Below are 26,331 nucleotides of genomic sequence, written 5' to 3'. Positions count from 1 at the left end.
TCCGAAATCGCCTACGCGGCCTACGATTCGGCGCCGACGGCTCACTTCAGATCCGCCGCCGACGGAACAACCACACCGTAGATATCCCCGATCTGCGCGAGGGCCGCATGGTGGAGCTGCTCGGCGGTGACCTCCGCGACCGGCGAGCCCAGCGGCCTGGTCGCGCACGCGTCCGCGACGACGGTGGGAGTATTGCCGCGCAGGAAGGCGCCCTCAGCGGTGAAGGTGACGCACATGTGCGTCATGAAACCGGCGAGGATGACGTTGGAATTGCCTGCGGCGTCTACCTTTTCGCCGAGATCGGTGCCGATGAACGAGCCGGGGGCCTGCTTGACGACGATGGGCTCGCCCTCGATCGGCGCGACCTTCGGATGGATCTGCCCGATGTCGGAGGTGATGTCGTAGGCCGAGCCCGGGCCGCCGTCGTGCATGACGTGGATGACCGCGGCGCCCGCCTCGCGCGCCCGGCCCAGCAGGTCCGCGGCGGCCTCGAGGGCCGGCTCCCAGCCGGTCAGTTCCATGACGCCGCGGGTGTAGGTGTTCTGGTAGTCGATCAGGATCAGCGTCGCCTCGGCCAGCGACGCCGGAGTGCGATCGAGGCCGTTGAGCTCGCGCAGGGTGGTTGTCATCGAGATGCCTTCCGGTGAATCGGCGCCACCCCTTGGTGGCCGATTCCGACGGTATTAGCGCCGAATCATGTCGGCAATGTCATGTAACCTGCAGATTCAGACACCCCCCGAGCGGAGTTCCATGGCCCCGATCCACCGGCTCATCGCCGTCGTCCTTTTCGATCGCGTCGATCTGCTGGACGTGACCGGCCCACCGGAGGTGTTCTCCCTGGCTCGGCGCGAGACCGACGGGCCGACGGGCTATCGGGTCGTGCTGGCCGCGCAGTCCATGGATCCGGTGACCACCTCCGCGGGCGTGCGGGTGCTGCCGGATATCACCTTCGAGGAACTGTCCACCCGGCGGATAGACACCCTCATCGTGCCCGGCGCGGTCGAACCGGATGAGCGGGCCGGGGTACGCGCCGTCGCGGATCCGGCTGTGGTGCAATGGGTCCGGATTCTGGCAGCGCGCACCCGGCGAGTGACGTCGGTCTGCGTGGGCGCTCATATTCTCGCCGCCGCAGGACTTTTGGATGGCAAGCGCGCCACGACCCACTGGTCCACCGCCCGCCAGCTCGCCGCCGAGTATCCGGCGGTCACCGTGGATGCCGACCCGATCTTCATCCGCGACGAAAATGTCTGGACCGGAGCCGGTTTGAGCGCGTGCATCGACCTGTCCCTGGCCCTGCTCGCGGACGATCTCGGTGAGGCGGTCGCCCTGCGCGTGGCCCGCCAACTGGTGGTGTATCTCAAAAGACCCAGCGGGCAAAGCCAATTCAGCGTCCGCCTCGACACCGTCTCGCACACCCGCCGAGTCGAGGAGATCCGCCACCACGTCACCCGCAACCTCGCCGGCCCCCTCACCGTCGCCGACCTGGCCGCACACACCTGCGTCAGCGAACGCCAGCTGACCCGAATCTTCAAGCAGGAACTGGGCACAACCCCCGCGGCCTATCTTGAATCGGCCCGCGTCGAGGTGGCCCGGAACCGCCTGGAGACCACCGACGACACCCTGGAGCGCATCGCGACCGCCTGCGGCTTCAACACCACCGACACCCTGACCCGCGCCTTCCGCCGGCAGCTGGACACCACCCCGGCGGAGTACCGCAACCGCTTCCGGATCACGTAATCGACTCAGGCGCAGCCCTATCGAGGCATCGCACTACCGGAGGAGTCCGGTGGCTACAGGCCCAGGGCGCTCAGGAGGCCGCCGATCACCGGCAGGGAGTCCGCGCTTCCGGTGCCGGTGGTGCATCCGGCGCTGCCGGCGGCCTGGACCGTGACGGGGACCGGGCCGATGATGATTCCGCCGCCGGGCTGGGTGCCGCGCATCCAGAGATCGTGGGTGCCGGAGGTGGTCGGAGTCCAGGTGGCGGTGGCGTTCTGGCCGGTGCCGGACCGGTAGGGCTGCTGGGTTCGGAGTCCGGCCACCGGCGTTACCGACACTCGGCTACAACGTGACAAGCCCCAGCTGCCGCACCTGGGCGAAGACGTCCGCAACGCCCCATACCTCGGCGATCCGCCCGTCGACGAAGCGGAAGATGAAGATCTCATTGTAGGTGACGGTGCGGCCGGTCGGCGCGTGCCCCATGTACTCACCCAGGTTCGTCCCGGTGACCACCTGCCGGGCGACGAGCTTGTCGCCCGCATGGATCACGTCCTCGGGTGCCACGTGAATGTCCGGATAGGCGCGCAGCAGAATCTCCCACACCCGCAGGAATGCCGCCGGTCCCGACACATCCAGCGGCAGCGAGGTGTGCAGTATCGCGTCCGGCCGCACGATCTCGGCGATCGTCTTCGAAATCAACTCCAGCTCACCGGAATTGACCGCGTCGTGCAGGCGCTCGAATACCGCCGTGTTGAGTGCCTGCTGTTCCTGAGCATCGGACATGTCCGGCTCCTCCCGTCTTGATGCCAACGGCTACACCCTTAAGACGAACACCGAACCGGAAGTGTGACACCAACTCGAGAGCCCCCTCAGCCTGCTGCACGTCCTGAAGCAATACTGCTAACGCAGCGAGATCCGCGCAGGCCGCCGATGACCAGGCGAGTCCGCATTCAGATGCGAAGGAACGAGATGACCACCCAGCAGAAACCGTCGACATCCCCGGAAGCATGGCCCGCGGGCCTGGTCGGGGCTTGGTCCCTGCACAGCGTCCGCGAACTGGACGCGGACGGGGTCCTGCTGGGCGAACCTTACGGGCCGCGGCCTACCGGGCGGCTGCGCTACGGACCCGGAGGCGATATGGCCGTGGTGATCCCCGGCCACGCGGAGGCGCCCGCCGTGGCGTACATCGGCGATTTCGACGCCGGCCGGGACGGCCTGGTGCGGCACATCGTCCACGTCGGGCTCCCACCCTTCACCGAGGACCAGGTGCGCTGGGCACGCCTCGACGGCGACAACCTCACACTCGCCACCGACCGCGAGAGGCACCGCCGGATCGAATTGCACTGGGAGCGCGCCTAGAGCACCCAGAAGGCGTAGGAACTCTCATGAGGTCGGCTCACTCCAGGTACAGATCAAATGGTCTCATTCATCGAGGACGGGCCCTGTCCCACTCCCGGCCGCATTCCATGTCTTCGCCGTCGGTGACCATGTGAGACCAGCTGCACTGCCCAGCGGGCACGCAGGGAACCACGACGGCAGTGTCAACAAGCCCGATTCTGCTAACAGTAGCGTAGATAGCCTGCTGATAGTCTGGTAAAAGGTCGGCTAATGGTAGCGTACATGCGCATGGATGCCTACCGGAGACGGATAGTCGACACCGAGCTCGACGAGCTGCTTCCCGGCCTTGCCGCGATAGCGATCGAAGGCGCCAAAGGTGTGGGGAAAACGGCGACAGCGCAGCGCCGGGCACACGCTGTGTTCGCTCTCGACGACGAGCAGCAGCGCAGTCTGCTCGCCGCAGATCCCGGCCGACTCGATCGCGAGCACGGCACAGTGCTCATCGACGAATGGCAACGACATCCGGCAGTGTGGGATGAGGTGCGCCGCAGCGTGGACCGCGATCCGCGCGCCGGACGATTCCTCCTCACTGGAAGCGCGGTTCCCACTGAGGCCCCGATGCACTCCGGCGCCGGACGAATCGTGCAGGTGCGCATGCGCCCGATGAGTCTGGCCGAGCGAGGCATCTCTGAGCCGACAGTCAGTCTGCGCACCCTGTTCTCCGGTCGCAGGCATCCCTTGGAGGGAGAATCCCCGGTCGACCTTCCGCAGTATGTCGAAGAGATCGTCGGATCGGGATTCCCGGGTATTCGCCCATTGACCGGCCGTGCCCGTCGTGCCCAACTCGACGGCTATATCGCCCGCATCGTCGAAAGAGATTTTCCCGAACAGGGCCATCAGGTGCGACGACCCGCAACTTTACGCGCCTGGCTGACCGCCTATGCGGCGGCGACCGCGACCACAGCGTCCTACAACGCAATTCTGGACGCTGCGACATCGGGGGAGTCCGACAGGCCCGCGAAATCGACGACGATCACATATCGAGATGCCCTCACGCAGCTATGGCTTCTCGAGCCCATCCCCAGCTGGCTACCGGTGGACAACGCCTTCGCCCGATTGGCACAGGTTCCCAAGCACTACCTCGTCGATCCGGCGCTATCGGCGCGACTGCTGGACCTGACCTCCGATGCACTGCTGTCCGGAAGCGGTTCCGGCGTTCGCGCCTCCTACAGCACAAACCTGCTCGGACAGCTCTTCGAGGCCCTGGTCGCACTCGATCTGCAGGTCTACGCGCAGGACAACGAGGCCAGAGTGCACCACCTTCGCACTCGAAACGGCGATCACGAGGTCGACTTCATCATCAGCGGACCGGGCGGTCGAATTATCGCGATCGAGACGAAGCTCTCCGCCACTGTCGACGAACAAGACCTCACTCACCTGCGATGGTTGAAGTCCAAGGTGGGCGACCTGCTTGCCGATGCCCTCGTCGTCACCACCGGCCGCTACGCCTACCGCCGGCCCGACGGCATAGCGGTCGTCCCAGCGGCACTGCTCGGTCCATAAGTCACGTCCGCCGCGTATTCGCCGCGCACCACGTAGAAGCGGCAGCATCCATCACGATCGTCACTGTGCCCGTCCGTACAGAATTCGCTACATGTCCCTGCCACCTGTAGCCAGGTTTGCACGCCGAAGGCACAGCGAATCCAGTTGCGGGTACAGCAAAGCCCGGCACGGTACTTTTCACCGTGCCGGGCTACGCCGATCGGATGCTGCTTACCAGCTGGACTTGTGCACGCCCGGCAGCTCGCCGCGGTGCGCCATCTCACGCAGGCACACGCGGCACAGGCCGAACTTGCGGTACACCGCGTGCGGGCGACCGCACCGCTGGCAGCGGGTGTAGCCGCGCACCGCGAACTTCGGCTTGGCGGCGGCCTTGATCTTCAGAGCTTTCTTAGCCATATGCTCAGTTCTCCTTGAACGGGAAGCCGAGGTGCTTGAGCAGTGCGCGACCCTCTTCGTTGTTGGTCGCGGTGGTCACCACGGTGATGTCCATACCGCGCGGGCGGTCGATCTTGTCCACATCGATCTCGTGGAACATCGACTGCTCGCTCAGGCCGAACGTGTAGTTGCCATGGCCGTCGAACTGCTTGGGCGACAGACCCCGGAAGTCCCGGATACGCGGCAACGCGATGGACACCAGCCGGTCCAGGAACTCCCACATGCGATCGCCACGCAGGGTGACCTTCGCACCGATCGGCATGCCCTCACGCAGCTTGAACTGCGCGATCGACTTGGTGGCCTTGCGGATCTCCGGCTTCTGGCCGGTGATCAGGGTCAGGTCGGCGACCGCGCCGTTGATCAGCTTGGCATCACGGGCGGCGTCACCGACACCCATGTTCACCACGACCTTCACCACGCCCGGGATCTGCATCACGTTGGCGTAGTCGAACTCGTTGTTCAGCGCCGGCTTGATTTCCTCGCGGTAGCGCTGCTTGAGGCGCGGCTGCACCTTGTTATCGGTCGAAGTCATCTCAGATGTCCTTCCCGTTGCGACGGGAGATGCGCACCCGCTTGCCGCTCTCGTCGGTGCGGTAGCCCACGCGGGTCGGCTTGCCGTCGGAGTCGACAACCATCACGTTCGACACGTGGATGGGCGCTTCCTGGGTAACGATGCCGCCGGAGCTGGCGCCACGCTGGTTCGCGGAGTTCGCGACGTGCTTCTTGATCCGGTTCACGCCCTCGACCAGGACCTTCTCGGTCGCCGGGTAGGCCTGGATGACCTTGCCCTTGGCGCCCTTGTCCTTACCCGAGACGACGATCACGGTATCGCCCTTGTGCACCTTCATGTCAGAGCACCTCCGGGGCCAGCGAGACGATCTTCATGAACTTCTTCTCACGCAGCTCACGGCCGACGGGGCCGAAGATGCGGGTGCCACGCGGATCGTTGTCCGCCTTGATCAGCACCGCGGCGTTCTCGTCGAAGCGGATGTACGAACCATCCGGACGACGGCGCTCCTTGACGGTGCGCACGATGACAGCCTTGACGACCTCACCCTTTTTGACGTTGCCGCCGGGGATGGCGTCCTTCACGGTGGCGACGATGATGTCGCCGATACCGGCATAGCGACGCGACGAGCCACCGAGCACGCGGATGCAAAGGATTTCCTTCGCACCCGTGTTGTCGGCGACGCGCAGTCGCGACTCCTGCTGAATCACTTCAGCTCCTCCTAGACCTGGACGAAATGCACGCCGGATTGCCGACCCGACGGGCATGGTCAGTTGCCCTTCAAACGCGCGCCTGCCAGCGGAAATGCCGATCGGTGAGGATCAACCACTGTGGGTTCGCGGCCGAGGTGCGGGCACAGGTGTCCCGCAAGCAACCGGTCAAGTGTAGCCAAGGCCCAGGTCGCACCCAAATCGGGGTACCGGCGCGCAGCTTGGCCGCGGCTTCGCGGGGCCCAAATCCAGTAGCGTTCATTCGAGCACAGCGCCGATCATGTTCGCCAGACTCATGCACTGCATTCGGGGAGAGGAATTTCGTGAGTTCGCCGCGCCGCTCGATCCGTCCGGTCCGCCTGGACCGCCGCTCGTTCCTGTTCGCCCTGGCCGCCGCGCCGGTCGCCGCCACCCTGTCGGCCTGCAACGGCAGCGAGCCCACGCCGCCCACCGGGCCCGACCTGTCCGGGGTCGATCCGGGGGTCCGGCCGCAGGACGATCTGTTCCGGCACGTCAACGGGACATGGCTGCGGGAGTTTCAGCTGCCGCCGGACAAGAACAGCTACGGCACCTTCGCCGAGGTGTCGGACCGGATCCAGGGGCAGCTGAAGGACGCCATCGACCAAATCAAGGCGCCGCAGGACGGCACCGAGGCCCAGCAGATCCGCGATCTGTACGACGCGCGCATGGATGTCGCGACCCTGAACAGGCTGGGCACGACCCCGCTGTCCGGGCTGTTCGGCGAGATCGATGGCGCGGCAGCCAAACCCGATATCGCCAAGGTGATGGGCGGGCTGCCGGTGCGCGGGCTGATCGGCCTCGGCGTCACGATCGACCGCGAGAAGTCCGACGCCCACCTGCCCTCGGTCAGCCAGTCCGGCCTGGGCATGAACGAGAAGTACTACAGCAAACCCGAGTTCGCGCAATACCTTTCGGCATACGCCACGCTGCTGCAGAAGCTGGCCGCCGGCGCCGGATTCCCCGACCCGAACGGCTCGGCCCAGCGGGTGCTGGCCCTCGAGACCCGGATCGCCGCGGCCTTCTGGGACAACGTGAAGACCCGCGACTCCGACGCCACCTACAACCTGAAGTCCTGGGACGAGGTGAAGGCGCTGGCACCCGGATTCGATTGGGACCCTTGGCTCGCGGGCAACACGGACCGCCCGAGGAGCCTGTTCGACACCGTCGTCGTCGCCGAGCCGTCGTACCTCACCGCGGCCGGGCAGATCTGGGCGGACACCGACATCGCCACGTGGCGTGACTATTTGAAGCTGGCGCTGCTGCGCGAATACGCCAAGTACATGACCGACGCACTGTCCGACGCGAACTTCGACTATCAGAAGGCGACCACCGGCGTGCAGCAGCGGCCGGAGCTGTGGAAGTCCGCGGTCGGGGTGGTCAACCTCCATCTCGGCATGCAGCTCGGAAAGCTCTACGTGGCCAAGCACTTTCCGCCCGCGGCCAAGGACCTGGCGAAGCAGCTGGTGGACAACCTGCTCGCGGCCTACAGGCAGAACTTCCAGAACTCCAGCTGGATGTCGCCGCCCACGCGGGATGCCGCGATCGTCAAGCTGGGCAAGATCACGGTCAAGATCGGCTACCCGGACAAGTGGATCGATTATTCGACCCTGAAGATCACCCGCGGCAAGCTCGTCGAATCCTTGCTCGCCATCGCGGCTTTCGAATCCCGGCGCTCGATGAACAAGCTCGGCACCCCGGTCGACAAGACCGAATGGGACATGAGCCCGCAGACCGTGAACGCCTACTACGAGGTGACCGACAACTCGATCAACTTCCCGGCCGCGATCCTGCAGCCGCCGTTCTTCGACAAGGACGCCGCGGCCGCGGTCAACTACGGCGCGATCGGCGCCATCATCGGCCACGAGATCGGGCACGGCTTCGACGATCAGGGGTCGAAATACGACGGCGACGGCGATCGCCGCGACTGGTGGACCCCGCGGGACCGCGCGGCCTTCGATGCCAAGACCGAGCAGCTCATCGCGCAGTACAACGCGCTCGTGCCCACCGGCCTGCCGCCAACCGACCACGTCAACGGTGATCTCACGGTCGGTGAGAACCTCGCCGACCTGCGCGGGCTGATGATCTCCCTGTCCGCCTTCCGGATTCAGCAGAAGTCCGACACTCCCGCGTACACCGACATGTTCTGGGCCTGGGCCCGCAACTGGCGCGAGAAGCAGACCATTCAGGCCACCGAGCAGCAGATCGCCACGGATGTGCACTCCCCCGCCGAGTTCCGCTGCAATCAGGTGGTGCGGAACCTGCCGGAGTTCTACGCGACATTCGGGGTGAAGGAGGGCGACAAGCTGTTCCTGGCACCGGATCAGCGCGTCGCCCTCTGAGGGACCCTCACGCCCGCACGGGCATCGCCTCCAGATTCCACGCACCGTTCTCGCCGCCGAGTTCCAGTCGCTGCGTGTGGAATTGGTCGACCGTGCTGCGGTGGGCGACGCTGACCAGCATGGTCTCGGGCACCTCGCGGCGGATCAGCGTGTACAGGGAATGCTCCAGCCCCTCGTCCACCGCCGAGGTCGCCTCGTCCAGGAACACCAGCTCCGGGCGGACCAGCAGGATGCGCGCGAACGCCAGCCGCTGCTGCTCGCCCGGGGACAGGATCTTGGCCCAGTCGGCCTCCTCGTCCAGGCGACCGGTCAGGTGGCCCAGGTGGACCTGCTCCAGCACGGTGCGCAGGGTGTCGTCCGGAATCTCTCCCGGCGCAGCGGGATAGCTGACCGCCGCTCGCAGGTCGCCGAGCGGCAGATACGGAATCTGCGACAGGAACAGGGTTTTGTTGTCGCCCGGGCGTCGAATCGTCCCGGAACCGTACGGCCACATCTCGGCGAGCGTGCGCAGCAGCGTGGTCTTGCCGCTGCCGGAGGCGCCCTTGACCACCAGCGCGTCACCGGGAACCAGGCGCAGGTTCAGCCCGTCGATCAGCGATTCGCCGTCGGGCCGGCGCACCACGATCCCCTCCAGTTCGAGCGCGCCCTCGAGGTCGGCCTCCTGCACCTTGGGCAGCTCGCGGGACTGAATGTCGGCCTGCTGCATGCCGTCCAGACGGATGAGGGCCGCGCGATACTGGGTGAACGTGTCGTAGTTGTTGCGGAAGAACGACAGCGAATCGTGCACGTTCCCGAAGGCCGCGGCGGACTGCTGAATTCCGCCGAGGGTGATGGTGCCGACGAAGAATCGCGGCGCCTGCAGCAGCAGCGGGAAGACCACCGAGATCTGCGAGATCACCAGGTTCCAGCCCTGAAATCCGGTCTCCCGGTAAACAACCGGCCAGAACGAGGCGATCACGTCGGCGAAGCGCTTCACCAGTCCGCGGTGTTCGACGTTCTCGCCGCGATAGAAGGCGATGCTCTCGGCGCTGTCGCGCACGCGCACCAGCGCGTAACGGAAGGTCGCCGTCGCGGCCTGATAGCGGAAGTAGGAGCGGATCAGCGGGCGGCCGATCCGGAACGACACGATCGAGGCCAGCAGCACGAAGACGATCACGATGAAGACCATCGCGCGCGGAATGTTGGTGCCCAGGATCGCCATCGGCCCCGAGAGGTCCCACAGGATTCCGGTGAAGACGACCACCGACACGACCGCGTTGACCGCGCCGATGATCAGCGAGTGGGCCTGCTGGACGACGGTCGTGATGTCCTCCTCCACACGCTGATCCGGGTTGTCGATCGTGTCGTCGATGAACCGGCTGCGGTAGTGCGATCGGCCCTCGAGCCAGTCGGAGGTCACCCGCTGGGTCAGCCACACTCGCCATTGGATCTCGAATGCCTGGCCCAGGTAATACTCGATCATCGTGCGGATGACGTGGATCGTGGCCAGGACCGCGAAGACGACGACCGAATACCAGAAGATGTGTTCCGCGCCGCGCAGTACCGCGGACTTCCCGGAGCTCAGCCCCTCCGCCGCGTACTGCAGCGCGGTGTACATGTCGTTGGATTGATAGGTGAACAGCACCGTCATCCGCACCCCCCAGATGGTGAGGAACAGCAGCACCGCGACGTATGCCAGCGACCGCCAGGCTCCGGGTCCGGCGAAGTAGTCCCGGTTCAGGCGCCAGAACTGACGCCCCCAGGCGGTCAGCAGTCGCACCAGCACGCCGATGACGGCGAACACCACCACGGTGATGGAAAACGCTATGAGGAGCCAAACGGCCGAAGCCTGTAGTTCGTGTCCCCAGTCCCTCGAGGTTGTCAACCCGCTCCCATCACCGGGCAACCACGCTGGTTGCCGTCACTTCATGTTGTCCTGTTTCTAATGGGTCATTCTGAGAGATCATTCGCAAACGCCGAAAATTGCCCGGATTCCGCCGCCCGACCGCCCCGTCACGTGGGCAGGCACCCCGCGAACTCACATGATTTTCCCAGCCAACCCACAGGGGGCGGTCAGGCGTAGTGTGGCTGCCCATGGGCATGGATCCCGTGGCGCGCGGCCTTGCGGTGGTGGAGTTGCTTCAGCAGGAACGGTTCGAGGAGGTGTGCGAGCTGTTCGCACCCGAGTTGGCCGCCCATGTCTCCACGGAGGTGCTGGGGCCGCCGTGGAAGGCGATGCTCCAGTCACAAGGCCCGATCGCCGAAGTCGGTGCCCCCGTTGCGGATCCCGCCGACGCGGCGACCACCGTACGCCTGCCCGTCCGGTGCGAGCGCGGAGGATTCGCGGTGATCGTCGCGGTCGACGGCCGGGACAGGCTGCTGGGCCTGCGGCTGGGGCCGATCGAGGCGGCGGCGCCGCTGGAGCCCTGGGCCACACCGGATTACGTGCACACCGAGGGCTTCACCGAGAGCGAGGTGACCGTCGGCGACGGCCCGCTCGCCGTGCCCGGCACCCTCGCGCTACCCACGAGCCCCGGCCCGCTGCCCGCGGTGGTGCTGCTGGCCGGATCCGGCCCCGCGGACCGCGACGGCACGATCGGGCGCAACAAGGTACTCAAGGACCTGGCCTGGGGCCTGGCCAGCCGTGGCATCGCCACCCTGCGCTTCGACAAGGTCACCTACACCCACCGCGATGCGCACCCCGACGACCCGACCCTGGCCTACGAATACGTCAACGACGCCGTCGCCGCGGTGGCCCTGCTCCGCGCGCACCCGTCGATCGACTCCGGCCGCATCCTGGTGCTCGGCCACAGCGAGGGCGGCATGGTCGCACCGCGGATCGCCGCCGCCGACCCCTCCGTCGCCGGACTCGTCATTCTCGCCGGTTCGACACAACCGTTGCACCACACCATGATTCGGCAGATCCGCTATCTGGCCTCGCTACGCCCCGACGCGGACGTCGACGCCGACCCGAGCGTCCGGGAGATCACCCGCCAGGCCGCGGTCATCGACGGCCCCGACTTCTCCGCCGCCACCCCCGCCGACGACCTCCCCTTCGGCGTCCCCGCCTCCTACTGGATCGATCTGCTCGCCTACGACCCGGCGGCCACCGCGGCGGCGTTGACCATCCCCATGTTCATCGCCCAGGGCGGCCGCGACTACCAGGTCACCGTCGCCGACGACCTGCCCGCCTGGCGCGCGGCGCTGTCCGATCGAGACGATGTCACCATCCGCGTCTACGAGCCGGACAACCACCTGTTCTTCCCCGGGTCGGGCCCGTCGACGCCCGCGGAATACGAACCGGCGCAACATGTCGACCCCGAGTTGGTCGCGGATATCGCCGAGTGGATCGCCTCCCGATAATCAGGACGCGTCGCTCGGAAAATGGTTCGAGCGCTCAGTGCGTGATCAGCGTCCAATCGTCGGGTAGGTTCGACGCGCTCACCTGCCCACCCTCGACGGCCAGATCCAGCACCGTTCCACCCAACCGCAGATCGGTCAGCTCCACCCGCCCCCACCGCTCGGGCAGATGCGGTAGCAACGTAAGCGTGCGCCTCGGCGCGTCGGGTTCCAAACCGAGGAACGAGCGAACCAGGAGCAGCGGGGCCGCGCTCGCCCACGCCTGCGGGGAGCAGGAGGTCGGATACGGCACCGGCGCCGGGAACCTGGAACGCGGGAAACCACAGAACAATTCGGGCAGCCGGCCGCCGAAGGCCGACGCCGCGTCCAGTAAGCCGTCGGATAGCCGGGTGGCCAGTTCGACCGCGCCGGGTATGTGCCGGTAGCGCATCAGCCCGGCGACGGTGATCGCGGTGTCGTGCGGCCACACCGAACCGTTGTGGTAGCTCATCGGATTGAACGCGCCCATGTCGGAAGCCAGTGTGCGCACGCCGAATCCGCAGTCCATCCGCGGCGAGGACAGATGCTTCACGATCTGCTCGGCGTGTTCGTCGGTGGCGATGCCCGACCACAGGCAGTGCCCCACATTGCTGGTGAGCGCATCGACGCGTCGCTTGTGACGATCCAAAGCGACCGCGTACCAACCCCTCTCGGGAATCCAGTACGCCTCGGCGAACTTGGCACGCAACACGGCAGCCTGATCGCGCAGAGCCTCGCCATCTTCCGGGTCGCCGAACTCGTCGGCCAATTCGGCCCGGGCCATCAGCGCCGCGTACACGTACCCCTGAACCTCGCACAGCGCGATCGGCGCCTCCGCCACATGCCCCGCGATATCGTTGATTCCGTCGAAACTGTCCTTCCAGCCCTGGTTGATCAGGCCACGGTCGGTCGCGCGCTGGTATTCGACGAAGCCGTCACCGTCGCGATCGCCGAAGCGCCGGATCCAATCCAGGGCCGCGTCGGCCGCGGGCAGCAGCGTCTGCACCGCCTCGGGATTCGCGCCCCAGCGCCGCACCTGCGCCAGCAACATCACGAAAAGCGGTGTGGCATCGACGGTTCCGTAGTAGATCTCCCCGCCCAGCGCCAGACCGCCCGAGGGGCCGCGCCGGATCTCGTGCATGATCCGGCCCGGCTCCTCCTCGGTGAGCGGATCCACCCGCTGGCCCTGCATCTCGGCCAGCTGCTGCATGGTGCCCAGCGCCAGGCCGACATCCAGGGGCAGCGCCATCCACGCGGTGAGCAGGCTGTCACGTCCGAACAGCGTCATGAACCAGGGCGCACCCGCCGCGACGAAGGTGCGGCCCTCGCGCATCTCGTCGTGAATCCGCAGCGCGCCCAGATCGCTTTCGGTGCGCTGCAATACGGCGGTGAGCAGCGGATCGCCGGCGGTGAGTTTCGTTGCGGTGTCGCGCCACGCCTCGATCTTGCGGCCGGGTTCGCTGGCCCCGTAGTGCTCGCCCGGTCGCACCGGCAGCCGCACCCGCTGATTGGCCATCGTCGGCTGCGCCTGGATCTCGGTCTGCCAGCGGCCGCCGGGCGGCACCACGATCCGCCACGTCAGCGAGCCCGGCAGAATCTGCGGCGGCTCCGAGGACGTGATCGCCAGTCCGCGGGCCCGGTCGGACCGGTCGGTGAACAGCAGCTCGCTGTCGGTCACCAGCACCTCGGCCCGCCCGTGCCCGCCGCGGCCCTCCTTGACCGCGAACAGATCCACGAAATCCCCGTCGGCATGCAGCTCGAGGACGACCGCGGTGGGTTCGTGGCCGAGATTCTCGAGCGTGACCGTCTCGCTCAGGCCCTCCGCGACGAGGCGCTCGCGCACCACCAGCAGGGTGCTGTCGGCCACGCCCGCCCGCGGCGGCCGCCGCAGGATGAATCGCGCGGTGAAGGCCTCCGGGCTCAGCACCGACAGCGAATCGGGCCGGTGCCCGTCCACTCGCAGCTCCCATCGCGACACCACGCGCGCGTCGCGATAGAACAGTCCGTGCGAGGTACCCGGCTCGATATCGCCGACGCGGTCCGATAGGCAGAACGTACTGCCCTCGACCAGCGTGATAGCGCCCCCGGCGCCGCCCAGGGTGGCGGGTTCGCCGGCATTCAGCGGGCTGAGATTCATACGATCACCTCCGGCACCGCGTCATGGCGCAACGCCATCGCGGGCGTGCCGCACACCATCGCCTCGATCATCACCATCGACGAACAGCTCCTCCCACCGCACCGGGAACAGCGGACATTGTGCCTGGGACAACAGCTTCTTCTCGGCATCGCCTCTCGGCGGGTTCGGAGCTCGGTGAACCTGCCCAGGCACAGAAGCGTAGCCGCTCCTGTGCGGCCGCCGGGGCCAATCGTCCACGCACAGCGCGTTGCGCATCCGCCCGGCCCAGTTCGGTCCGGGGCAGGATCACATCCGCTCGAGAAGGGTGAATTAGTCTCGTTATTGATGAGACGCAGGCAGAACCCACCGCTCCCCAAGCGGCACGGACTCGATCCGGCGCGGCTGCGGCTGCCGGACGACGACTCCTGGGCGACCATCCGCGATCATCTCGTGGAGCGGCTACCCCGGGTCGCCCCGAGCCGCATCGATGAGCTGCTCGCCGCGGGCGCGATCGTCGACCTGGAGGGTCCGATCGCACCCGATGCGCCGTACAACCCGGGCGGGGCGGTGTGGTTTCACCGCGACCTGCCGGACGAGACCGAGGTGCCGTTCGAGATCTCGATCGTGCACCGCGACGAGGATCTGCTGGTCGTCGACAAACCGCATTTCCTCTCCACGATCCCGCGCGGGCAGCACATTCTGCAGACGGCACTGGTGCGACTGCGGCGCGAACTGGAACTGCCGGATCTGATTCCGGCCCATCGCCTGGATCGTGCCACCGCGGGCCTGGTGCTGTTCGTGATCACCCCCGCCCGCCGCGGCGCGTATCAGAAACTGTTCGGGGACCGGCGTGTCCGCAAAGAGTACGAGGCGATCGCCCGATACGACCCGGATCTCGCGCTGCCACGGACCGTGCACAGCCGAATCATCAAGAAGCGCACCATTATCCGGGCCTTCGAGGAGGACGGCGAGCCGAACGCCGAGACCCTCGTGGAGCTGCTCGAGCACCGCGACGGCCTGGGCCGCTACCGGCTCTCGCCACACACCGGCCGTACGCATCAGCTGCGCATCCACATGAACGGCCTCGGCATCCCGATTCTCGGCGACGACTTCTTTCCCGAACTCACCGACAAGCCGGTCGGCGATTTCACCCGGCCGCTGCAATTACTCGCCGCCACACTGGAATTCACCGATCCCATTTCCGGCGAACCACGCCGGTTCGAGACGACCCGCACACTGCAGGCATGGACCGATCCGCAGGGATGGGCGGCGTAGGCAGCGACTCCTCGAAGCCTTGCGCCCGGCGCTCGCCGCATCGACGCTCGAATGACGCCGCATACGTAGACATATACATACAACACGGGAGTCGTCTCGAATCGAGACCCAGAATCACGGCGCACTCTCAGCAAATGTACGTAGACTGGCTGCGATGTCTCGAAACGATAACGACGGCGTGTCCGCCGAGGGCGGATCCGCCCTCCCCGCATCCCCCACCGGCCCGGCCCGGCGGATTCACGCGTATATCGACGTAGCCGTCGTGGTCCTGACGCTGGCGTGCACCAACCTGATCGCCCACTTCACCTCGGCGTGGGCGAACATCCTGACGGTGCCCGCGGCGGCGATCGTGCTGGCGCTGCTGATGCGCCGGCGCGGGCTGGGCTGGTCCGAGCTCGGCCTCTCGCCGCGGCACTGGCGGCGCGGCACCCTCTACGCGGTCGGCGCCGTGGGCATCGTGCTCGGCGCGGTGACGATCGGCGCCCTGCTCCCGCTCACGCGTCCGTTCTTCCTGGCCGATCGCTACGCGACCATCTCCGGCGCGATGATCGCCTCGATGATCGTCATTCCGCTGCAGACCGTCATCCCCGAGGAATTGGCGTTCCGCGGCGTGCTGCACGGCACGCTCGATCGCGCCTACGGCGTGCGCGGCGTATTCGCGGCGGGCTCACTGCTTTTCGGGCTCTGGCATATCGCGTCGTCGCTCGGCCTCACCAGCGGCAATCGCGGGCTGAGCGGAATCCTGGGTAGCGGTCCGGCCGCGCAGATCGCCGGTATCGCGCTGGCGGTGCTCGCGACGGCCGCGGCGGGTGCGGTATTCACCTGGCTGCGGCGGCGCAGCGGCAGCCTGCTGGCGCCGATCGCGCTGCACTGGTCGCTCAACGGCGCCGGGGCCCTGGCCGCCGCGCTGGTGTGGCACACCGCACTCCACTGATTTCTCGAAAGTTGCCGGTGGACGGGCATTTTCGAACTATTTCCGAACTGATGTTCGGACAAATCATTGACCTGGGATAGGTCGCGGATTATTCTCACTCAGCGCATCACACATACGTTCGAGTAATCCGGCCCGGCATGAGCCCGGGCCGCATCCGCTCCCGGGAAGGCGCGCCATGCTCGACAATCGGTCGACCGGCAATTCCGAATCCGAGGTCGCCGCCCTGGCGGATCGAGTCGCCACCGCGCGCGGCAAGCTACCGCTGCAGTCGGATCCGGCGCTGTTCGCGGAGCTGTCGGAGGCGGAGATCGCGGCCGAACGCGAGCTCGCGGAGTGGATGCGGACCCAGCGTCGCAAGCAGCGGCGGCGCGCGGTCACCGCCGAGCTGGCCGCCGAGAAGCGGGACCGCCGCGTCGCGCTGGCCCTGCGCCGCGACGACGAGGACGATGCGCGCTGGCATCGCCGCGCGCTGGCATCACGGCGGCGGGTCGCCAATCCCGATGCGCGCCTTGCCCAGCTGTACCGGCGCGCGGAATGGTCCTCGCGCGCGTTGATCGGCGTCGTCGTGCTGGGCATGCTGTGGGCCGGCGTGAACGTGCAGCACAACCTGGTGCCCAGCGGCGATATGGCCGATCCGCTGTACTGGCTCAGCTACGGTTTCGAGGCGATGATCTCGATCCCGATCATCACCATCATGGTCGTCGCCACCACCGCCGCCCGCTGGGGCCGCGAAATCGCCCGCGGCAAGGTGGTTTTCCTCGAGGTCGCGCTGCTGGGCGTCACCATCGCCCTCAACGCGGGCCCGCACCTGGCCGCCGGGGCCCTGGCCCGCGCCGCCGAGGCCGCCGTGGCCCCGGTCATGGTCGGCGTGGTGATCTGGCTGCACGCCTGGGTCTCCGCGCGCTACGCCCAGCTCATCGAGGCCATCCCCGCCGAGGCGGAGACCACCCCCGACGACCCGTCCCGCCAATACCCGGCCACCACGGTCGAATTCGGCGAGCTGTGCCCGACGTTCGCCGAATTCGCCCCCGGCACCGCTGAATCCGCCGCCTTGCCGATAGGCCATACGTTTCGCCCCGACTCCGGACAATTCGGAATGACCGCCGGGCAGTTCGTTCCCCCCGCCGCACCTGCCCCGCAGGCCGCTGCGGCCGTCGGCGATTCCGTCACCGCCGGTGCGCAATCCGGCGCGACGGACATGTCGATCGAGCATGCGGCAAGCATCGGGCAACCGCAGGAGCTCCGGCGCCCAGCTGCCGCAGCGAATCCCGCCGCCACCGACAACAACACCGCCTCCGTACATCATGAGCCCGCTCCCACGACACTGAACGAACCCGCACCCCAGGCCGCGGGCGCAGCCGTCGACGAGCCACCCCACATCGAATCCCCGGACAGCGCCAACGGCATTCACACCGACGACATTCAGTGGTCGAACCACACCGCGGCACAGCACCCGTACGAGCACCGCCAGATCACAACGGTCGAGCCCACCACCTCGCCCCGCCCCGCGGAGCCCACCCCGGCTCGCCCCGTCGAGCCCACCCCCGCCGGCCCCGCCGAGCGCGGCACCCAACTCTCCCTCGACGAGCAGCCAACCCCCGAACCCGCTGCCCCCCGCCGTCCGCACATCGTGCCGACCCCGAACCCCGTTGTCCCCCGCCCGATCTCCCACGACTTCACCGCCCCCCGGGACGACCACGACACCCCCGAACCCTGGGACGACACCGACGAGGCGCCCGCCGAATTCGACGACGGCGCCGAAGTCTGGACGGTGGCCCGCGAACTCTCCGAACGCCGCCTCTCCAAACTCCCCGTCGAACAGCTCGCCGAGGTCCTGACTCTCGCCGAGGAATCCTGGACCCCCGCCGCGATCGGCGCCTCCATCGGCCTGCCCGGCTCCCGGATCCTCGGCATCCTCGAGGCCGCCCGCCGCCTCCGCGGCCCCTACGCCATTAGCGGGTAGGCGTACCTCCGCATTCGCTCCGGCCATGCGCGGGCTGAGGACGGCTTCGCCGCCGGCGCCCATTAGGTGACGGGGTATGCGACAGCACGCATCCGATGAGAAAATCACCGGGTGATCCCGAAAACCGCCGCGGCCCAGCTCACCCGGCCCGCCTGCTTGACCGAGTCCGTCGTCCTGATAACACTGACGTCGTGAAGCATGCCTGGAGGATCGGCGTCTGCGCCGCAGTAGTCTCGTGCGCGTCGCTGGTCGGCCTGGTTGCCCAGCACGAGCATGCGAGTGCCACCGGACCGGACGCCGCATCGGCCCCCGGCCCCACGAGTGCCCCCAACACGGTGACGGCCGAGCGCCCGATCCTGGCGGTCGTCGGCGCATCGATCAGCGACGGCGTCGGCGCGACAAAGCCCGACGACGCCTGGCCGCAGGTGCTGGCTCAGCAGCTCGGCTGGCAATCGGTGGTCAGCGCGGATCCCGGCGCCGGCTACATCGCCCTCGGCAAGCACCGGCTGGGCCCGATGCTGAAGCTGCTGGCCAAGCTGCAGCTCCACGAGCACCACCCGACGATGGTGATCGTGCAGTCCGGCTACAACGACATCGGCATGCCCCCGGCCGAATTGGCCGCGAGCGTGCACAAGGTCATCGGCGAGATCCAGACCCAGGCCCCGGACGCGGCGCTCGGCGTGATGACGGTCTTCCCGAAGGGCCAGCCCTCCTCGGCGGCGTGGGCCACCGACGAAACGATCGTCGCGGCGGCCCGTGCCACCGATCCCCACGTGTATGTCTTCGATCCCCTGACCTCACATTGGGTATTCCCCACAGTGTCGGACCGTCTGCACCCCACATCGGCGGGTCACCGCTGGATCGCGGACAAGCTGGCCGATGATTTCCGTCATGACGGCCTAACCCGCGGGTTGACGCACTAAGATCCGGCGTCGACGCCCGTTGACGGGCTGCTGTCAAGCGGCACAGTCGATTCGGAGGAACCGATCATATGGCTCACATATGGCTCACAGGCTCGGTGGGAACGATGGCTCGATGACAGCCGACCGAGGGAAGCAGATGACGCAGAGCAAGGATCGGGTAACCGAGACGTCCGTGGCCGCGCTGATCGCCGACCATGCGGATCAGCGTTCCACGAGCACGTTCCTCGAGGATGCCCGCAGTGACGGCGAAGTCACCTACGGAGCACTGGCGACGCTGTCCGCGCGCTGGACCGCCTACCTGGACGCCCAGACGCCGCCCGACGCGGCCGTCGTGCTGGACATCGCCGATCCGCTCACCTTCGCGATCATCTATCTCTCGGTCATCGCCGCCGGCCGCTGCGCGGTCCCGGTGGACCCGCACGCCCCGATGGCCGAACGCCGCCGCACGCTCGAGCCGATCTCCCCGTCCGCCGTCATCGGCGACCGTCCGGACCTCGCCCGCGCCCTGGGCATCCTCGCGCTGCCGACGAGCCCCGAGCCGCACACCACGCCCGGCACGCCTCATGCGGCACACCGCGCTCCAGGCGGCTCGGTACTGCTGGCGACCTCGGGTTCCACCGGAGCGCCCAAGGCGATGCGGCTGACCGAAGACCAGCTGCTGCACGTCGCGACGGCCATCGCCGACCACAACAAGCTCGGCGTCCAGGACCGCGGCTACAACTGCCTGCCGCTGTTCCACATCAACGCCGAGGTTGTCGCGCTGCTGGCCACCCTGCGCGCGGGCGCCTGCCTGGTCCTCGACCAGCGATTCCACGCGACCGGATTCTGGCCGCTGCTCACCGCGAAGCGAATCACCTGGCTCAACGCCGTGCCCGCCATCCTGGGCGTGCTGACCGCCGACGGCGCGGCCGCACCCGTCGTGCCACCGGAACTGCGCTTCATCCGCTCGGCCTCCGCGCCGCTGCCCGTCCCGGTGCGCGAGCGCATCTCCGCCGCGACCGGAGTGCCGATCGTGGAGAGCTACGGCATGACCGAGGCGGCCAGCCAGATCACCGCCACCGGCCTAGCGGAGCCCGCACCTGCGGGTTCGTGCGGTCGCCCGGTCGGAATCGAACTACAAGTCCGGGATGCCCAGAACCGCGTAGTGAGAAGCGATACCGTGGGCAGGGTGCATATTCGAGGCGCGGGGGTCATCACGGGGTACATGGGCGGCCGCGCCGCCGAGCGCTTCGACGCGCAGGGCTGGCTCGATACCGGCGATATGGGCCGGATCGACGAGGCGGGTTTCGTCTACCTGGCCGGCCGTAGTGACGACGTGATCAACCGCGGCGGCGAGCTGCTGTATCCGCGGGAGATCGAGGAGGTGCTGCAGGCCGAGCCCGGCGTGCGGGACGTGGTCGTCGTCGGCCGGGTGGATCCGATTCTCGGCAGCGTTCCGGTCGCCCACGTCATCCCGGCCCGCTGGGACGACCACACCGAGCTGCTGGACCAGCTGCGCACGCGATGTGAAATGGAGCTGTCCCGAATCAAGCAGCCCGCCGAGATCGTGCTCGTCGAGGACTTCCCGCGCGCGCCGACCGGAAAGGTGCAGCGGCACCGCATGCGCAGCCGTTTGCAAGTTGCGGTCGTCTAATGAGCGTCACCGTCGAAAGCCCCACCAGAGTCACGGACGAAGGCACCCGCACCACTCGCACCGGTACCGCCGCCCGGCCCAAGCGGGCACATCTGCACCAGATCGATCTGTTCCGGATCCTCACCTTCGCCTGCGTCATCGGCGCCCACGTGGTCGGCAACTCGCTCGATCCGGGGAACGTCCCGGCCAACGGTGTGGCGGTGATCCTGCACTTCACGCGGCAGGCGTTCTTCGCGCTCACCGGATTCGTGCTGATCTATCAGTACGGGCAGCGGCCGCTGGACACGCGCGCATTCTGGCGCAAACGCTTCCCCCTCGTGGGCATTCCGTATCTGGCCTGGTCGGTGCTTTATTGGGTGTATTCGATCGTCGCCGGGCTGCATCCGGGCGAGAGCATGAAATCGGCCCTGTGGCGGCTGGTGTTCGAGACCGCCACCGGCGGCGCCTGGTATCAGCTGTACTTCCTGCTGGTGACGATGCAGGTGTATCTGCTGTTCCCGCTGATTCTGAAACTGCTGCGGGCCACGCGGGGGCATCATCGCTGGGTGCTGGCGGTGAGCGCGACCCTGCAGGTGGGCGCCCTGTATCTGATGGTCCATCCGCCAGTGGAGACCGGGCGGCCCGCGGGGATCTGGAATCACCTGTTCGCCACGGTGCTCCCGTACCAGTTCTACGTCGTGCTCGGCACGGTGGCCGCGTGGCACATCGAGTCGGTGACGGCGGCGATCCGCCGGTTCGGGCCGCTGCTGCTCGGCGGCGGGCTGCTCGCGACGGTGGTGTCCGAGCTGATCTATTTCCGGCAGCTCCGTGAGCTCGCACCCTGGCAGGCCAGCAACGTCTTCATGCTGCACCTGCTGGTCTGCTACACGCTGATCATCGCCGCCCAGTACACGCTCAGTAGCTGGTGGGCCGCTCATCGGCGCGAAGACCACGCCACCGCGCGCATCGTGAAGTGGGGTTCGGACCGCTCGTTCGGTGTGTTCCTGGTGCACCCGCTCGCCCTGCAGATACTCGCACCGGTAATTCCCGACCTGCAGAGCGCCTTCGGCCTGCTGTGGGGCACGGTCGTGCTGTACATCTGCGTGCTGACGATGGCCATCGCGGCCACCGAGGTGCTGCGGCGCATCCCGGGCAGCCTCTGGCTGACCGGGCGGCCCATGCTGCACACCGATCCGTTCGTCCTCGTCCGGAAGTTCCGACGGGAGCGCGCACACCAGTCATAAACAGATAGACGGCCGTGGAGGAGATGCCATGTACACCACTGCGTTGAGACTGCCCGATCGTGATGCCAAACCGCGTCGGCGTGGCATGACCATGGTGATCGATCCCGGGCTACCCAACGCGTACTTCACCGACGTCGTCGACAGCTACGGCGATCTGATCGATGTCGTCAAATTCGGCTGGGGCACCTGCCTGGCCACCCCGAAACTGCCCGAGAAGATCGCGGCGCTGCGCCGCAACGGAATCGACTTCTACTTCGGCGGAACACTTTTCGAGAAGTTCCTGCTCAACGACAGGATCGAGGAGTGGAGCCGGTTCTGTCACGAGGCCGGGGCGCAGACCGTGGAGATCTCCAACGGCGCCATCGCGTTGTCGAACGCCGACAAGGCCCACTACATCCGCCGGTTCGCCGGCGAGTTCACGGTGATCTCCGAGGTCGGATTCAAGGATCCGGCGCGCTCGGAGCGGCTGCCGCCGAATCGGTGGATCGAATTCATCCAGCAGGATCTGGAGGCGGGCGCCCAGCTCGTCATCGCCGAGGCGCGCGAGAGCGGCCGCAGCGGAATCTGCAGGCCCAACGGCGAATTGCGGTACGGCCTGATCGAGGAGATCGCCGATTCCGGAATCGACATGACCCGGGTCATGTTCGAGGCGCCCACCAAGGAACTGCAGGTGCACCTGCTGCAGCGCATCGGACCGCACGCCAACCTCGGCAATGTCCACTCGAATGAGGTGATCGGGCTCGAGACGCTGCGGCTGGGCTTGCGCGCGGACACCCTCACCGATTTCGCCGGTACCGACCTCCCCGCCGTCGACCAGGAGCTGCCCACCCATGCGTGACCAGCGCGACGCCTTCCATCTCGCCATCCCGGTCCGGAATCTCGACGAGGCGCAGGAGTTCTACGTCAGCGGCCTCGGCGTGAAACTGGCCCGCCGCTACGACGATCGGATCACGCTGGATTTCTTCGGCGATCAGGTGGTGTGCCATCTGTCGGACAAGATCGACGCGGACCCGCAGCTGTATCCGCGTCACTTCGGCGTCACCTTCCGCGAGCGAGGCGACTTCGACCGGCTGCTGCGCCTCGCGCAGCTGCGCAAGCTTCCGTTCTTCGCCGAGGTCTCGACCCGGTTCGAGGGCCGCGCGGAGGAGCACCTCACGATGGTCCTCCGGGACCCGTCGAACAATCTGCTCGAGTTCAAGCACTACCTCGACCCGCGGATGATGTACTGAGCCTCAGAGATACGGCCTGGTGAGCATCTCGATCCCGTGCCCGGCGGGGTCGAAGAAGTAGACCCCGCGCCCGCCGTGCTCGGTGTTCGTGGTGCCCGGCCGCTTGAAGAACGGGTCGGCCGCGTGCTCGATGCCCTGGTCACACAGCCGGGCGTAGGCGCGGTCGAACAGCTCGTCGTCGACGAGGAAGGCGTAGTGCTGCATCTGGATCTCGACCGGTGGTTCGGCGAACTGCAGCAGGACCCCGTCCTCGCAGAGCAGGTTGGTGAAAACTCCCCACGAGGGCGCCTCGGCGAACTCGAAGATGTCGCGGTAGAAGGCCGCGGATTCGGTGCGATCCTTCGACGCGATGATGGTGTGATTGAAACGTGCGGACATGAATTCTCCTGTCATGGTTGATCTTTCGAGCGTGTGATCATCACGACGGAGGTCGGGCGCGCGCGGGGGCGCTGGGTTCGGTGTGAATCGGGCACGGGCCGGTGTCGGCCCGAACGGCGCTCAGCGGAGCACCGGGTCACCGATCCGTGTGTGGCATGAAGCCGTCCCGGTAGTCATCGTCGCTCAGCGTAGCCCAGCGGGCCGCGCCCGCGCCACCACGGAGATTCCCGCCCGCTCGCCGCTACCGGCGCCGGCCCGCGAGTGTCCGCCGGGCGGACTTGGATTTACGTACCGGAGTGTCATCGTGTGCCGCGGCCTGCACCGGCTCGCCGGGCTCCGCGACAATCGTCTGCGTACGGACCGATGCCACCCTGCGGGCGTCGCTGCCGGAGGACTGCTCGATCGACTCGGCGGCGTCCGGCTTCGGCTCCGGGTCGACCGCCTCCGACACGGTCGACTTCGATTCGAGCCCAACCGATTCCGTATCCGATGACTCGACCGACTCGGCCGCCACAGACTCCGTGCCGGACGACTCCGCCGCTGAGAGCTCCACCGGCTCGGCGGCGGACCGCGCCGACTTCGCACTGACCGCAACCGATTCCGCCGCGGCCGACTTCGATTCGGACTCCTGCAATTTCACGTCTGCCGACGCAGCGGATTCCGATTCCGCGCTCACCGCCGTTCCGGACTCGTCCCGAACGGACTGCGACGCAACATCTCCGGCGAGTTCTTCGGCGGCGGCAATACGCAGTCGCTCGATAACCTCGTTGAAAATATAGAAATTCGGGATGGATTCGACCGGGGCCAGCGAGATCCAGCGGCCGTCGAATTTGATTCGGACAAGTCCGCCCTGGGAATCGATCTTCTGCACCTGCTCCCACGGATAACTGGATCCCGCGAAGGCCAGTTCGCGCAGATCGACCGCGACCTCGCCGAAGTGCACGGTCAGCTCGGCGTCGATCGCGGCGACCGCACTCGGCAGTTGCGTTGCGGTGACCGCGGATTGGATCAGCGGACCCCATTCGCCGGCGGAGGCGAATTGGTGCTCGTCGAAGGCCTCGCGCATCCCGCCGGGGCCGGTCAGCACGAACGAGTATTCGGTGGCCGGGGCCGCGCTGGTGTGGAAGGGGATGACCTCCTGGCGCACCTCGAGGGTTTCCCAGCGGAAGGCGCGGATTTCCTGGCCGGAGCGAAATACCGTGAGACCGTAGTCGAACAGGTCGAGCCGCGCGCCGCGGCTGTGGCCGGTGAGCCTCCCCCGCAATCCCGCGGCCAGCAGGGTAACCACCGCGAACACGGCGACCGTCGCGCTGCCACCCCACCAGCCGGCCGTAGCGCAGATACCTGCCACGATCGCCAAGCCGCCCGCGATCATCCCGCAGGCGCGCACGAACGTATCGCCCCTCATAGATGCGGTCAGAAACGTCTGGCGGTGTTCGCCCAGTTTCTGATACTCGGCCATCAGATGAATCAGCTGCGTCAGGGGCACCGTTCGCCGGTCTCCGGTTCCCCCGTTGCCTCGCTGGAGCATGCTCGGGGTGTTCAATTCTTCCCTCCATGGGCGGGTTCTCCGCGCGAAGCGTATTCGACTGGACCGAGAGTTTCTACTACTGGACACACTTGGTTCGGAAAACGGGATGTGAAACATCCCTCTCCAACAAGAGTCTCGCCGGATTCCACGACGGCGAGCTGGGACTTTCGGTTCCCCCCAGGCGATCCGTCACATTCGACGCCCCGAAACTGTCAACCGAATATGGCACACCTTGCTACCCCGCTGGCTGCTCACGACCCTGTGCTGGATCCTGGGTCTGGAATTCACGATCCAGGCGGGGATTCTGCTGCTGATCCCGACTCACCGACAGCATCTCCGCCCCAATCCATTTCGTCATGGCCGTCGTCGTGCTGCTCTCGATCTGGCCCGACGATCGGCGAGACCCGCTGACCGGCGCCGCACCCCTGCCCGCCGGAATCAGCAGCGTCACACTCGAATAGCGCCTCGGGGCCGGGCTCAGCCGAAAGGCGTGATCACCAGCGGAATTCCGCGGAGGTCCGCGAGCGTGCAGCGCAGGTTGGCGAGTGCGCTCACCGCGCGCATGCCGATGGAGTAATCGGCTTCCCCGGGCTCGAGATAATCGAGGTCGAAGGTGCCCGCCGCCTCGAACGCTGCGCGCAATTCATCCGGCATGGCGGGCAGACCCCGGTCGAGTTCGAGGTCATCGACGTTGATCCAGGCGAGATTTTCCCCGTCGACGCAGTACGTCAGGCTCGCGTCGGTATTGATGGACATCGTGCTGGTCGCCGCGACCCGGCCGGCGGCGGCCAGCACTGGGGTCTGGTCGTCCATCGTCGCCATGAAGTCGTCGTAGACGAACGTCCACTCACCGACGCGCCCGGCCAGCAGCAGCGTCGAGTATTCGTCGAGGTCGATGCCGTGCGGCGCGGCCGACAACCAGGTCCAATCGTCCAGCGTGTCCGGCAGCTGCCACGGCCGAAACAGCCGCAGCTTGGCCCCCAGCGCCTCCAGCGCATCCGCGGGGTCGAGTCCGCGAACAACGTGCACGCTGTAGTTCGGATCCTCGTCCACCAGCCCGCTGATCCACAGCGGCACCCCCTCCTCGTCGAGGGTGTTCGGTGGAAATCCGGGCACAGCCATACCGACCTCATCTCTCG

General features: G+C 67.1%; 25 protein-coding genes and 1 pseudogene. 14 read left to right on the top strand and 12 right to left on the bottom strand.

The annotated features are described in order from the left end of the window. Positions 1 to 41: 41 nt before the first annotated feature. Positions 42 to 629, bottom strand: a complete 588-nt coding sequence (locus KO481_RS38500; protein WP_215923484.1) for a cysteine hydrolase family protein — start codon at positions 627 to 629, stop codon at positions 42 to 44. Positions 630 to 750: 121 nt separating this feature from the next. Between KO481_RS38500 and KO481_RS38495 the strand changes: the two genes are divergently transcribed. Next, positions 751 to 1,737, top strand: a complete 987-nt coding sequence (locus KO481_RS38495; RefSeq protein WP_215923483.1) for a GlxA family transcriptional regulator — start codon at positions 751 to 753, stop codon at positions 1,735 to 1,737. A 53-nt stretch (positions 1,738 to 1,790) separates the two neighbouring features. Here KO481_RS38495 and KO481_RS38490 read toward each other — a convergent pair whose 3' ends face one another. Both KO481_RS38490 and KO481_RS38485 read right to left on the bottom strand, forming a co-directional pair. Further along, the gene (locus KO481_RS38490) at positions 1,791 to 2,039 is read right to left on the bottom strand and encodes a hypothetical protein (protein WP_215923482.1); all 249 of its coding nucleotides are present in this window, start codon (positions 2,037 to 2,039) and stop codon (positions 1,791 to 1,793) included. Positions 2,040 to 2,058: 19 nt separating this feature from the next. After that, a complete protein-coding gene (locus tag KO481_RS38485) occupies positions 2,059 to 2,499 on the bottom strand; it encodes an ester cyclase (protein ID WP_215923481.1) in 441 nt (146 codons plus the stop codon). A 186-nt stretch (positions 2,500 to 2,685) separates the two neighbouring features. Here KO481_RS38485 and KO481_RS38480 point away from each other — a divergent pair, with 186 nt between their 5' ends. From KO481_RS38480 to KO481_RS38475, 3 genes and pseudogenes are all read left to right on the top strand, one after another. Further along, complete coding sequence (locus tag KO481_RS38480; RefSeq protein WP_215923480.1) at positions 2,686 to 3,075, top strand: lipocalin-like domain-containing protein; 390 nt, start codon at positions 2,686 to 2,688, stop codon at positions 3,073 to 3,075. Positions 3,076 to 3,324: 249 nt separating this feature from the next. Next, positions 3,325 to 3,672: pseudogene (locus KO481_RS43705) on the top strand (AAA family ATPase); the annotation flags it as partial. Further along, positions 3,673 to 4,617, top strand: coding sequence for an ATP-binding protein (locus KO481_RS38475; protein WP_245402144.1), 945 nt, complete (start codon positions 3,673 to 3,675; stop codon positions 4,615 to 4,617). It begins immediately after the preceding pseudogene. A 210-nt stretch (positions 4,618 to 4,827) separates the two neighbouring features. On the opposite strand, the gene KO481_RS38470 is transcribed toward KO481_RS38475, so the two are convergent. Genes KO481_RS38470 through rplN form a run of 4 tightly spaced genes read right to left on the bottom strand, consistent with a single transcriptional unit; the run spans position 4,828 to position 6,270 of the window. Beyond that, the gene (locus KO481_RS38470) at positions 4,828 to 5,013 is read right to left on the bottom strand and encodes a type Z 30S ribosomal protein S14 (RefSeq protein WP_215923479.1); all 186 of its coding nucleotides are present in this window, start codon (positions 5,011 to 5,013) and stop codon (positions 4,828 to 4,830) included. Positions 5,014 to 5,017: 4 nt separating this feature from the next. Then, on the bottom strand, positions 5,018 to 5,584 hold the full coding sequence (gene rplE, locus KO481_RS38465) for a 50S ribosomal protein L5 (protein WP_215923478.1): 567 nt from the start codon (positions 5,582 to 5,584) through the stop codon (positions 5,018 to 5,020). Between the two features lies 1 nt (position 5,585). Then, on the bottom strand, positions 5,586 to 5,900 hold the full coding sequence (rplX, locus tag KO481_RS38460) for a 50S ribosomal protein L24 (protein ID WP_215923477.1): 315 nt from the start codon (positions 5,898 to 5,900) through the stop codon (positions 5,586 to 5,588). Between the two features lies 1 nt (position 5,901). Next, positions 5,902 to 6,270, bottom strand: coding sequence for a 50S ribosomal protein L14 (gene rplN / locus KO481_RS38455; protein WP_040818501.1), 369 nt, complete (start codon positions 6,268 to 6,270; stop codon positions 5,902 to 5,904). Between the two features lie 323 nt (positions 6,271 to 6,593). Between rplN and KO481_RS38450 the strand changes: the two genes are divergently transcribed. Next, positions 6,594 to 8,630 (top strand): M13 family metallopeptidase, encoded by a 2,037-nt coding sequence (locus KO481_RS38450; RefSeq protein WP_308166943.1) that lies wholly within the window; start codon positions 6,594 to 6,596, stop codon positions 8,628 to 8,630. Positions 8,631 to 8,637: 7 nt separating this feature from the next. Here KO481_RS38450 and KO481_RS38445 read toward each other — a convergent pair whose 3' ends face one another. Beyond that, the gene (locus KO481_RS38445; protein WP_308166942.1) at positions 8,638 to 10,416 is read right to left on the bottom strand and encodes an ABC transporter ATP-binding protein/permease; all 1,779 of its coding nucleotides are present in this window, start codon (positions 10,414 to 10,416) and stop codon (positions 8,638 to 8,640) included. A gap of 287 nt (positions 10,417 to 10,703) precedes the next feature. On the opposite strand from KO481_RS38445, the gene KO481_RS38440 reads away from it, so the two are divergent. Continuing rightward, positions 10,704 to 11,972, top strand: coding sequence for an alpha/beta hydrolase (locus KO481_RS38440; RefSeq protein WP_215923474.1), 1,269 nt, complete (start codon positions 10,704 to 10,706; stop codon positions 11,970 to 11,972). Positions 11,973 to 12,006: 34 nt separating this feature from the next. On the opposite strand, the gene KO481_RS38435 is transcribed toward KO481_RS38440, so the two are convergent. Continuing rightward, positions 12,007 to 14,124 carry an amylo-alpha-1,6-glucosidase gene (locus KO481_RS38435; RefSeq protein ID WP_215923473.1) on the bottom strand — a complete coding sequence of 706 codons (2,118 nt, stop codon included), beginning with the start codon at positions 14,122 to 14,124 and terminating at the stop codon, positions 12,007 to 12,009. A 324-nt stretch (positions 14,125 to 14,448) separates the two neighbouring features. On the opposite strand from KO481_RS38435, the gene KO481_RS38430 reads away from it, so the two are divergent. The 8 genes from KO481_RS38430 to KO481_RS38395 all read left to right on the top strand — a co-directional run bounded on the left by KO481_RS38430 (position 14,449) and on the right by KO481_RS38395 (position 23,283). Beyond that, positions 14,449 to 15,378 carry an RluA family pseudouridine synthase gene (locus KO481_RS38430; protein ID WP_215923472.1) on the top strand — a complete coding sequence of 310 codons (930 nt, stop codon included), beginning with the start codon at positions 14,449 to 14,451 and terminating at the stop codon, positions 15,376 to 15,378. A gap of 154 nt (positions 15,379 to 15,532) precedes the next feature. Next, on the top strand, positions 15,533 to 16,312 hold the full coding sequence (locus tag KO481_RS38425) for a CPBP family intramembrane glutamic endopeptidase (RefSeq protein ID WP_215923471.1): 780 nt from the start codon (positions 15,533 to 15,535) through the stop codon (positions 16,310 to 16,312). Between the two features lie 175 nt (positions 16,313 to 16,487). Then, the gene (locus KO481_RS38420; RefSeq protein WP_215923470.1) at positions 16,488 to 18,275 is read left to right on the top strand and encodes a hypothetical protein; all 1,788 of its coding nucleotides are present in this window, start codon (positions 16,488 to 16,490) and stop codon (positions 18,273 to 18,275) included. A 191-nt stretch (positions 18,276 to 18,466) separates the two neighbouring features. Then, positions 18,467 to 19,198, top strand: coding sequence for an SGNH/GDSL hydrolase family protein (locus KO481_RS38415; RefSeq protein WP_215923469.1), 732 nt, complete (start codon positions 18,467 to 18,469; stop codon positions 19,196 to 19,198). Positions 19,199 to 19,310: 112 nt separating this feature from the next. After that, a complete protein-coding gene (locus KO481_RS38410; protein WP_215923468.1) occupies positions 19,311 to 20,831 on the top strand; it encodes a class I adenylate-forming enzyme family protein in 1,521 nt (506 codons plus the stop codon). Further along, positions 20,831 to 22,054, top strand: coding sequence for an acyltransferase (locus tag KO481_RS38405; RefSeq protein ID WP_215923467.1), 1,224 nt, complete (start codon positions 20,831 to 20,833; stop codon positions 22,052 to 22,054). Before KO481_RS38410 ends, KO481_RS38405 begins: the two co-directional genes overlap by 1 nt. 28 nt (positions 22,055 to 22,082) lie before the next feature. Next, on the top strand, positions 22,083 to 22,892 hold the full coding sequence (locus tag KO481_RS38400) for a phosphosulfolactate synthase (protein ID WP_215923466.1): 810 nt from the start codon (positions 22,083 to 22,085) through the stop codon (positions 22,890 to 22,892). Further along, positions 22,885 to 23,283, top strand: coding sequence for a VOC family protein (locus tag KO481_RS38395; protein WP_215923465.1), 399 nt, complete (start codon positions 22,885 to 22,887; stop codon positions 23,281 to 23,283). The genes KO481_RS38400 and KO481_RS38395 overlap by 8 nt, the downstream gene beginning before the upstream one ends. Before the next feature lie 3 nt (positions 23,284 to 23,286). On the opposite strand, the gene KO481_RS38390 is transcribed toward KO481_RS38395, so the two are convergent. From KO481_RS38390 to KO481_RS38380, 3 genes are all read right to left on the bottom strand, one after another. Next, complete coding sequence (locus KO481_RS38390; protein ID WP_215923464.1) at positions 23,287 to 23,661, bottom strand: VOC family protein; 375 nt, start codon at positions 23,659 to 23,661, stop codon at positions 23,287 to 23,289. A gap of 241 nt (positions 23,662 to 23,902) precedes the next feature. Beyond that, positions 23,903 to 25,150 (bottom strand): DUF6585 family protein, encoded by a 1,248-nt coding sequence (locus KO481_RS38385; protein WP_215923463.1) that lies wholly within the window; start codon positions 25,148 to 25,150, stop codon positions 23,903 to 23,905. 519 nt (positions 25,151 to 25,669) lie between these two features. Next, positions 25,670 to 26,314, bottom strand: a complete 645-nt coding sequence (locus tag KO481_RS38380) for a DUF6461 domain-containing protein (protein ID WP_215923462.1) — start codon at positions 26,312 to 26,314, stop codon at positions 25,670 to 25,672. Between the last annotated feature and the right edge of the window lie 17 nt (positions 26,315 to 26,331).

Origin of the sequence: Nocardia albiluteola, from assembly GCF_018860155.1 — a bacterium.
GTDB classification, from domain to species: domain Bacteria; phylum Actinomycetota; class Actinomycetes; order Mycobacteriales; family Mycobacteriaceae; genus Nocardia; species Nocardia albiluteola.
Note: the sequence above shows the minus strand (reverse complement) of the source record. Positions and strands in the feature narration are given on the sequence as shown.

Bases quoted from the DNA above. Each gene is read 5' to 3' on its own strand.
- KO481_RS38495 (WP_215923483.1), top strand. From the start codon at position 751: ATGGCCCCGATCCACCGGCTCATCGCCGTCGTCCTTTTCGATCGCGTC.
- rplE (WP_215923478.1), bottom strand. From the start codon at position 5,584: ATGACTTCGACCGATAACAAGGTGCAGCCGCGCCTCAAGCAGCGCTAC.
- KO481_RS38480 (WP_215923480.1), top strand. From the start codon at position 2,686: ATGACCACCCAGCAGAAACCGTCGACATCCCCGGAAGCATGGCCCGCG.
- KO481_RS38485 (WP_215923481.1), bottom strand. From the start codon at position 2,499: ATGTCCGATGCTCAGGAACAGCAGGCACTCAACACGGCGGTATTCGAG.
- KO481_RS38500 (WP_215923484.1), bottom strand. From the start codon at position 629: ATGACAACCACCCTGCGCGAGCTCAACGGCCTCGATCGCACTCCGGCG.
- KO481_RS38400 (WP_215923466.1), top strand. From the start codon at position 22,083: ATGTACACCACTGCGTTGAGACTGCCCGATCGTGATGCCAAACCGCGT.
- KO481_RS38470 (WP_215923479.1), bottom strand. From the start codon at position 5,013: ATGGCTAAGAAAGCTCTGAAGATCAAGGCCGCCGCCAAGCCGAAGTTC.
- KO481_RS38380 (WP_215923462.1), bottom strand. From the start codon at position 26,314: ATGGCTGTGCCCGGATTTCCACCGAACACCCTCGACGAGGAGGGGGTG.
- KO481_RS38475 (WP_245402144.1), top strand. From the start codon at position 3,673: ATGCACTCCGGCGCCGGACGAATCGTGCAGGTGCGCATGCGCCCGATG.
- KO481_RS38425 (WP_215923471.1), top strand. From the start codon at position 15,533: ATGTCTCGAAACGATAACGACGGCGTGTCCGCCGAGGGCGGATCCGCC.
- KO481_RS38430 (WP_215923472.1), top strand. From the start codon at position 14,449: ATGAGACGCAGGCAGAACCCACCGCTCCCCAAGCGGCACGGACTCGAT.
- KO481_RS38405 (WP_215923467.1), top strand. From the start codon at position 20,831: ATGAGCGTCACCGTCGAAAGCCCCACCAGAGTCACGGACGAAGGCACC.
- KO481_RS38395 (WP_215923465.1), top strand. From the start codon at position 22,885: ATGCGTGACCAGCGCGACGCCTTCCATCTCGCCATCCCGGTCCGGAAT.
- KO481_RS38435 (WP_215923473.1), bottom strand. From the start codon at position 14,124: ATGAATCTCAGCCCGCTGAATGCCGGCGAACCCGCCACCCTGGGCGGC.
- KO481_RS38410 (WP_215923468.1), top strand. From the start codon at position 19,311: ATGACAGCCGACCGAGGGAAGCAGATGACGCAGAGCAAGGATCGGGTA.
- KO481_RS38440 (WP_215923474.1), top strand. From the start codon at position 10,704: ATGGGCATGGATCCCGTGGCGCGCGGCCTTGCGGTGGTGGAGTTGCTT.
- rplX (WP_215923477.1), bottom strand. From the start codon at position 5,900: ATGAAGGTGCACAAGGGCGATACCGTGATCGTCGTCTCGGGTAAGGAC.
- KO481_RS38420 (WP_215923470.1), top strand. From the start codon at position 16,488: ATGCTCGACAATCGGTCGACCGGCAATTCCGAATCCGAGGTCGCCGCC.
- KO481_RS38390 (WP_215923464.1), bottom strand. From the start codon at position 23,661: ATGTCCGCACGTTTCAATCACACCATCATCGCGTCGAAGGATCGCACC.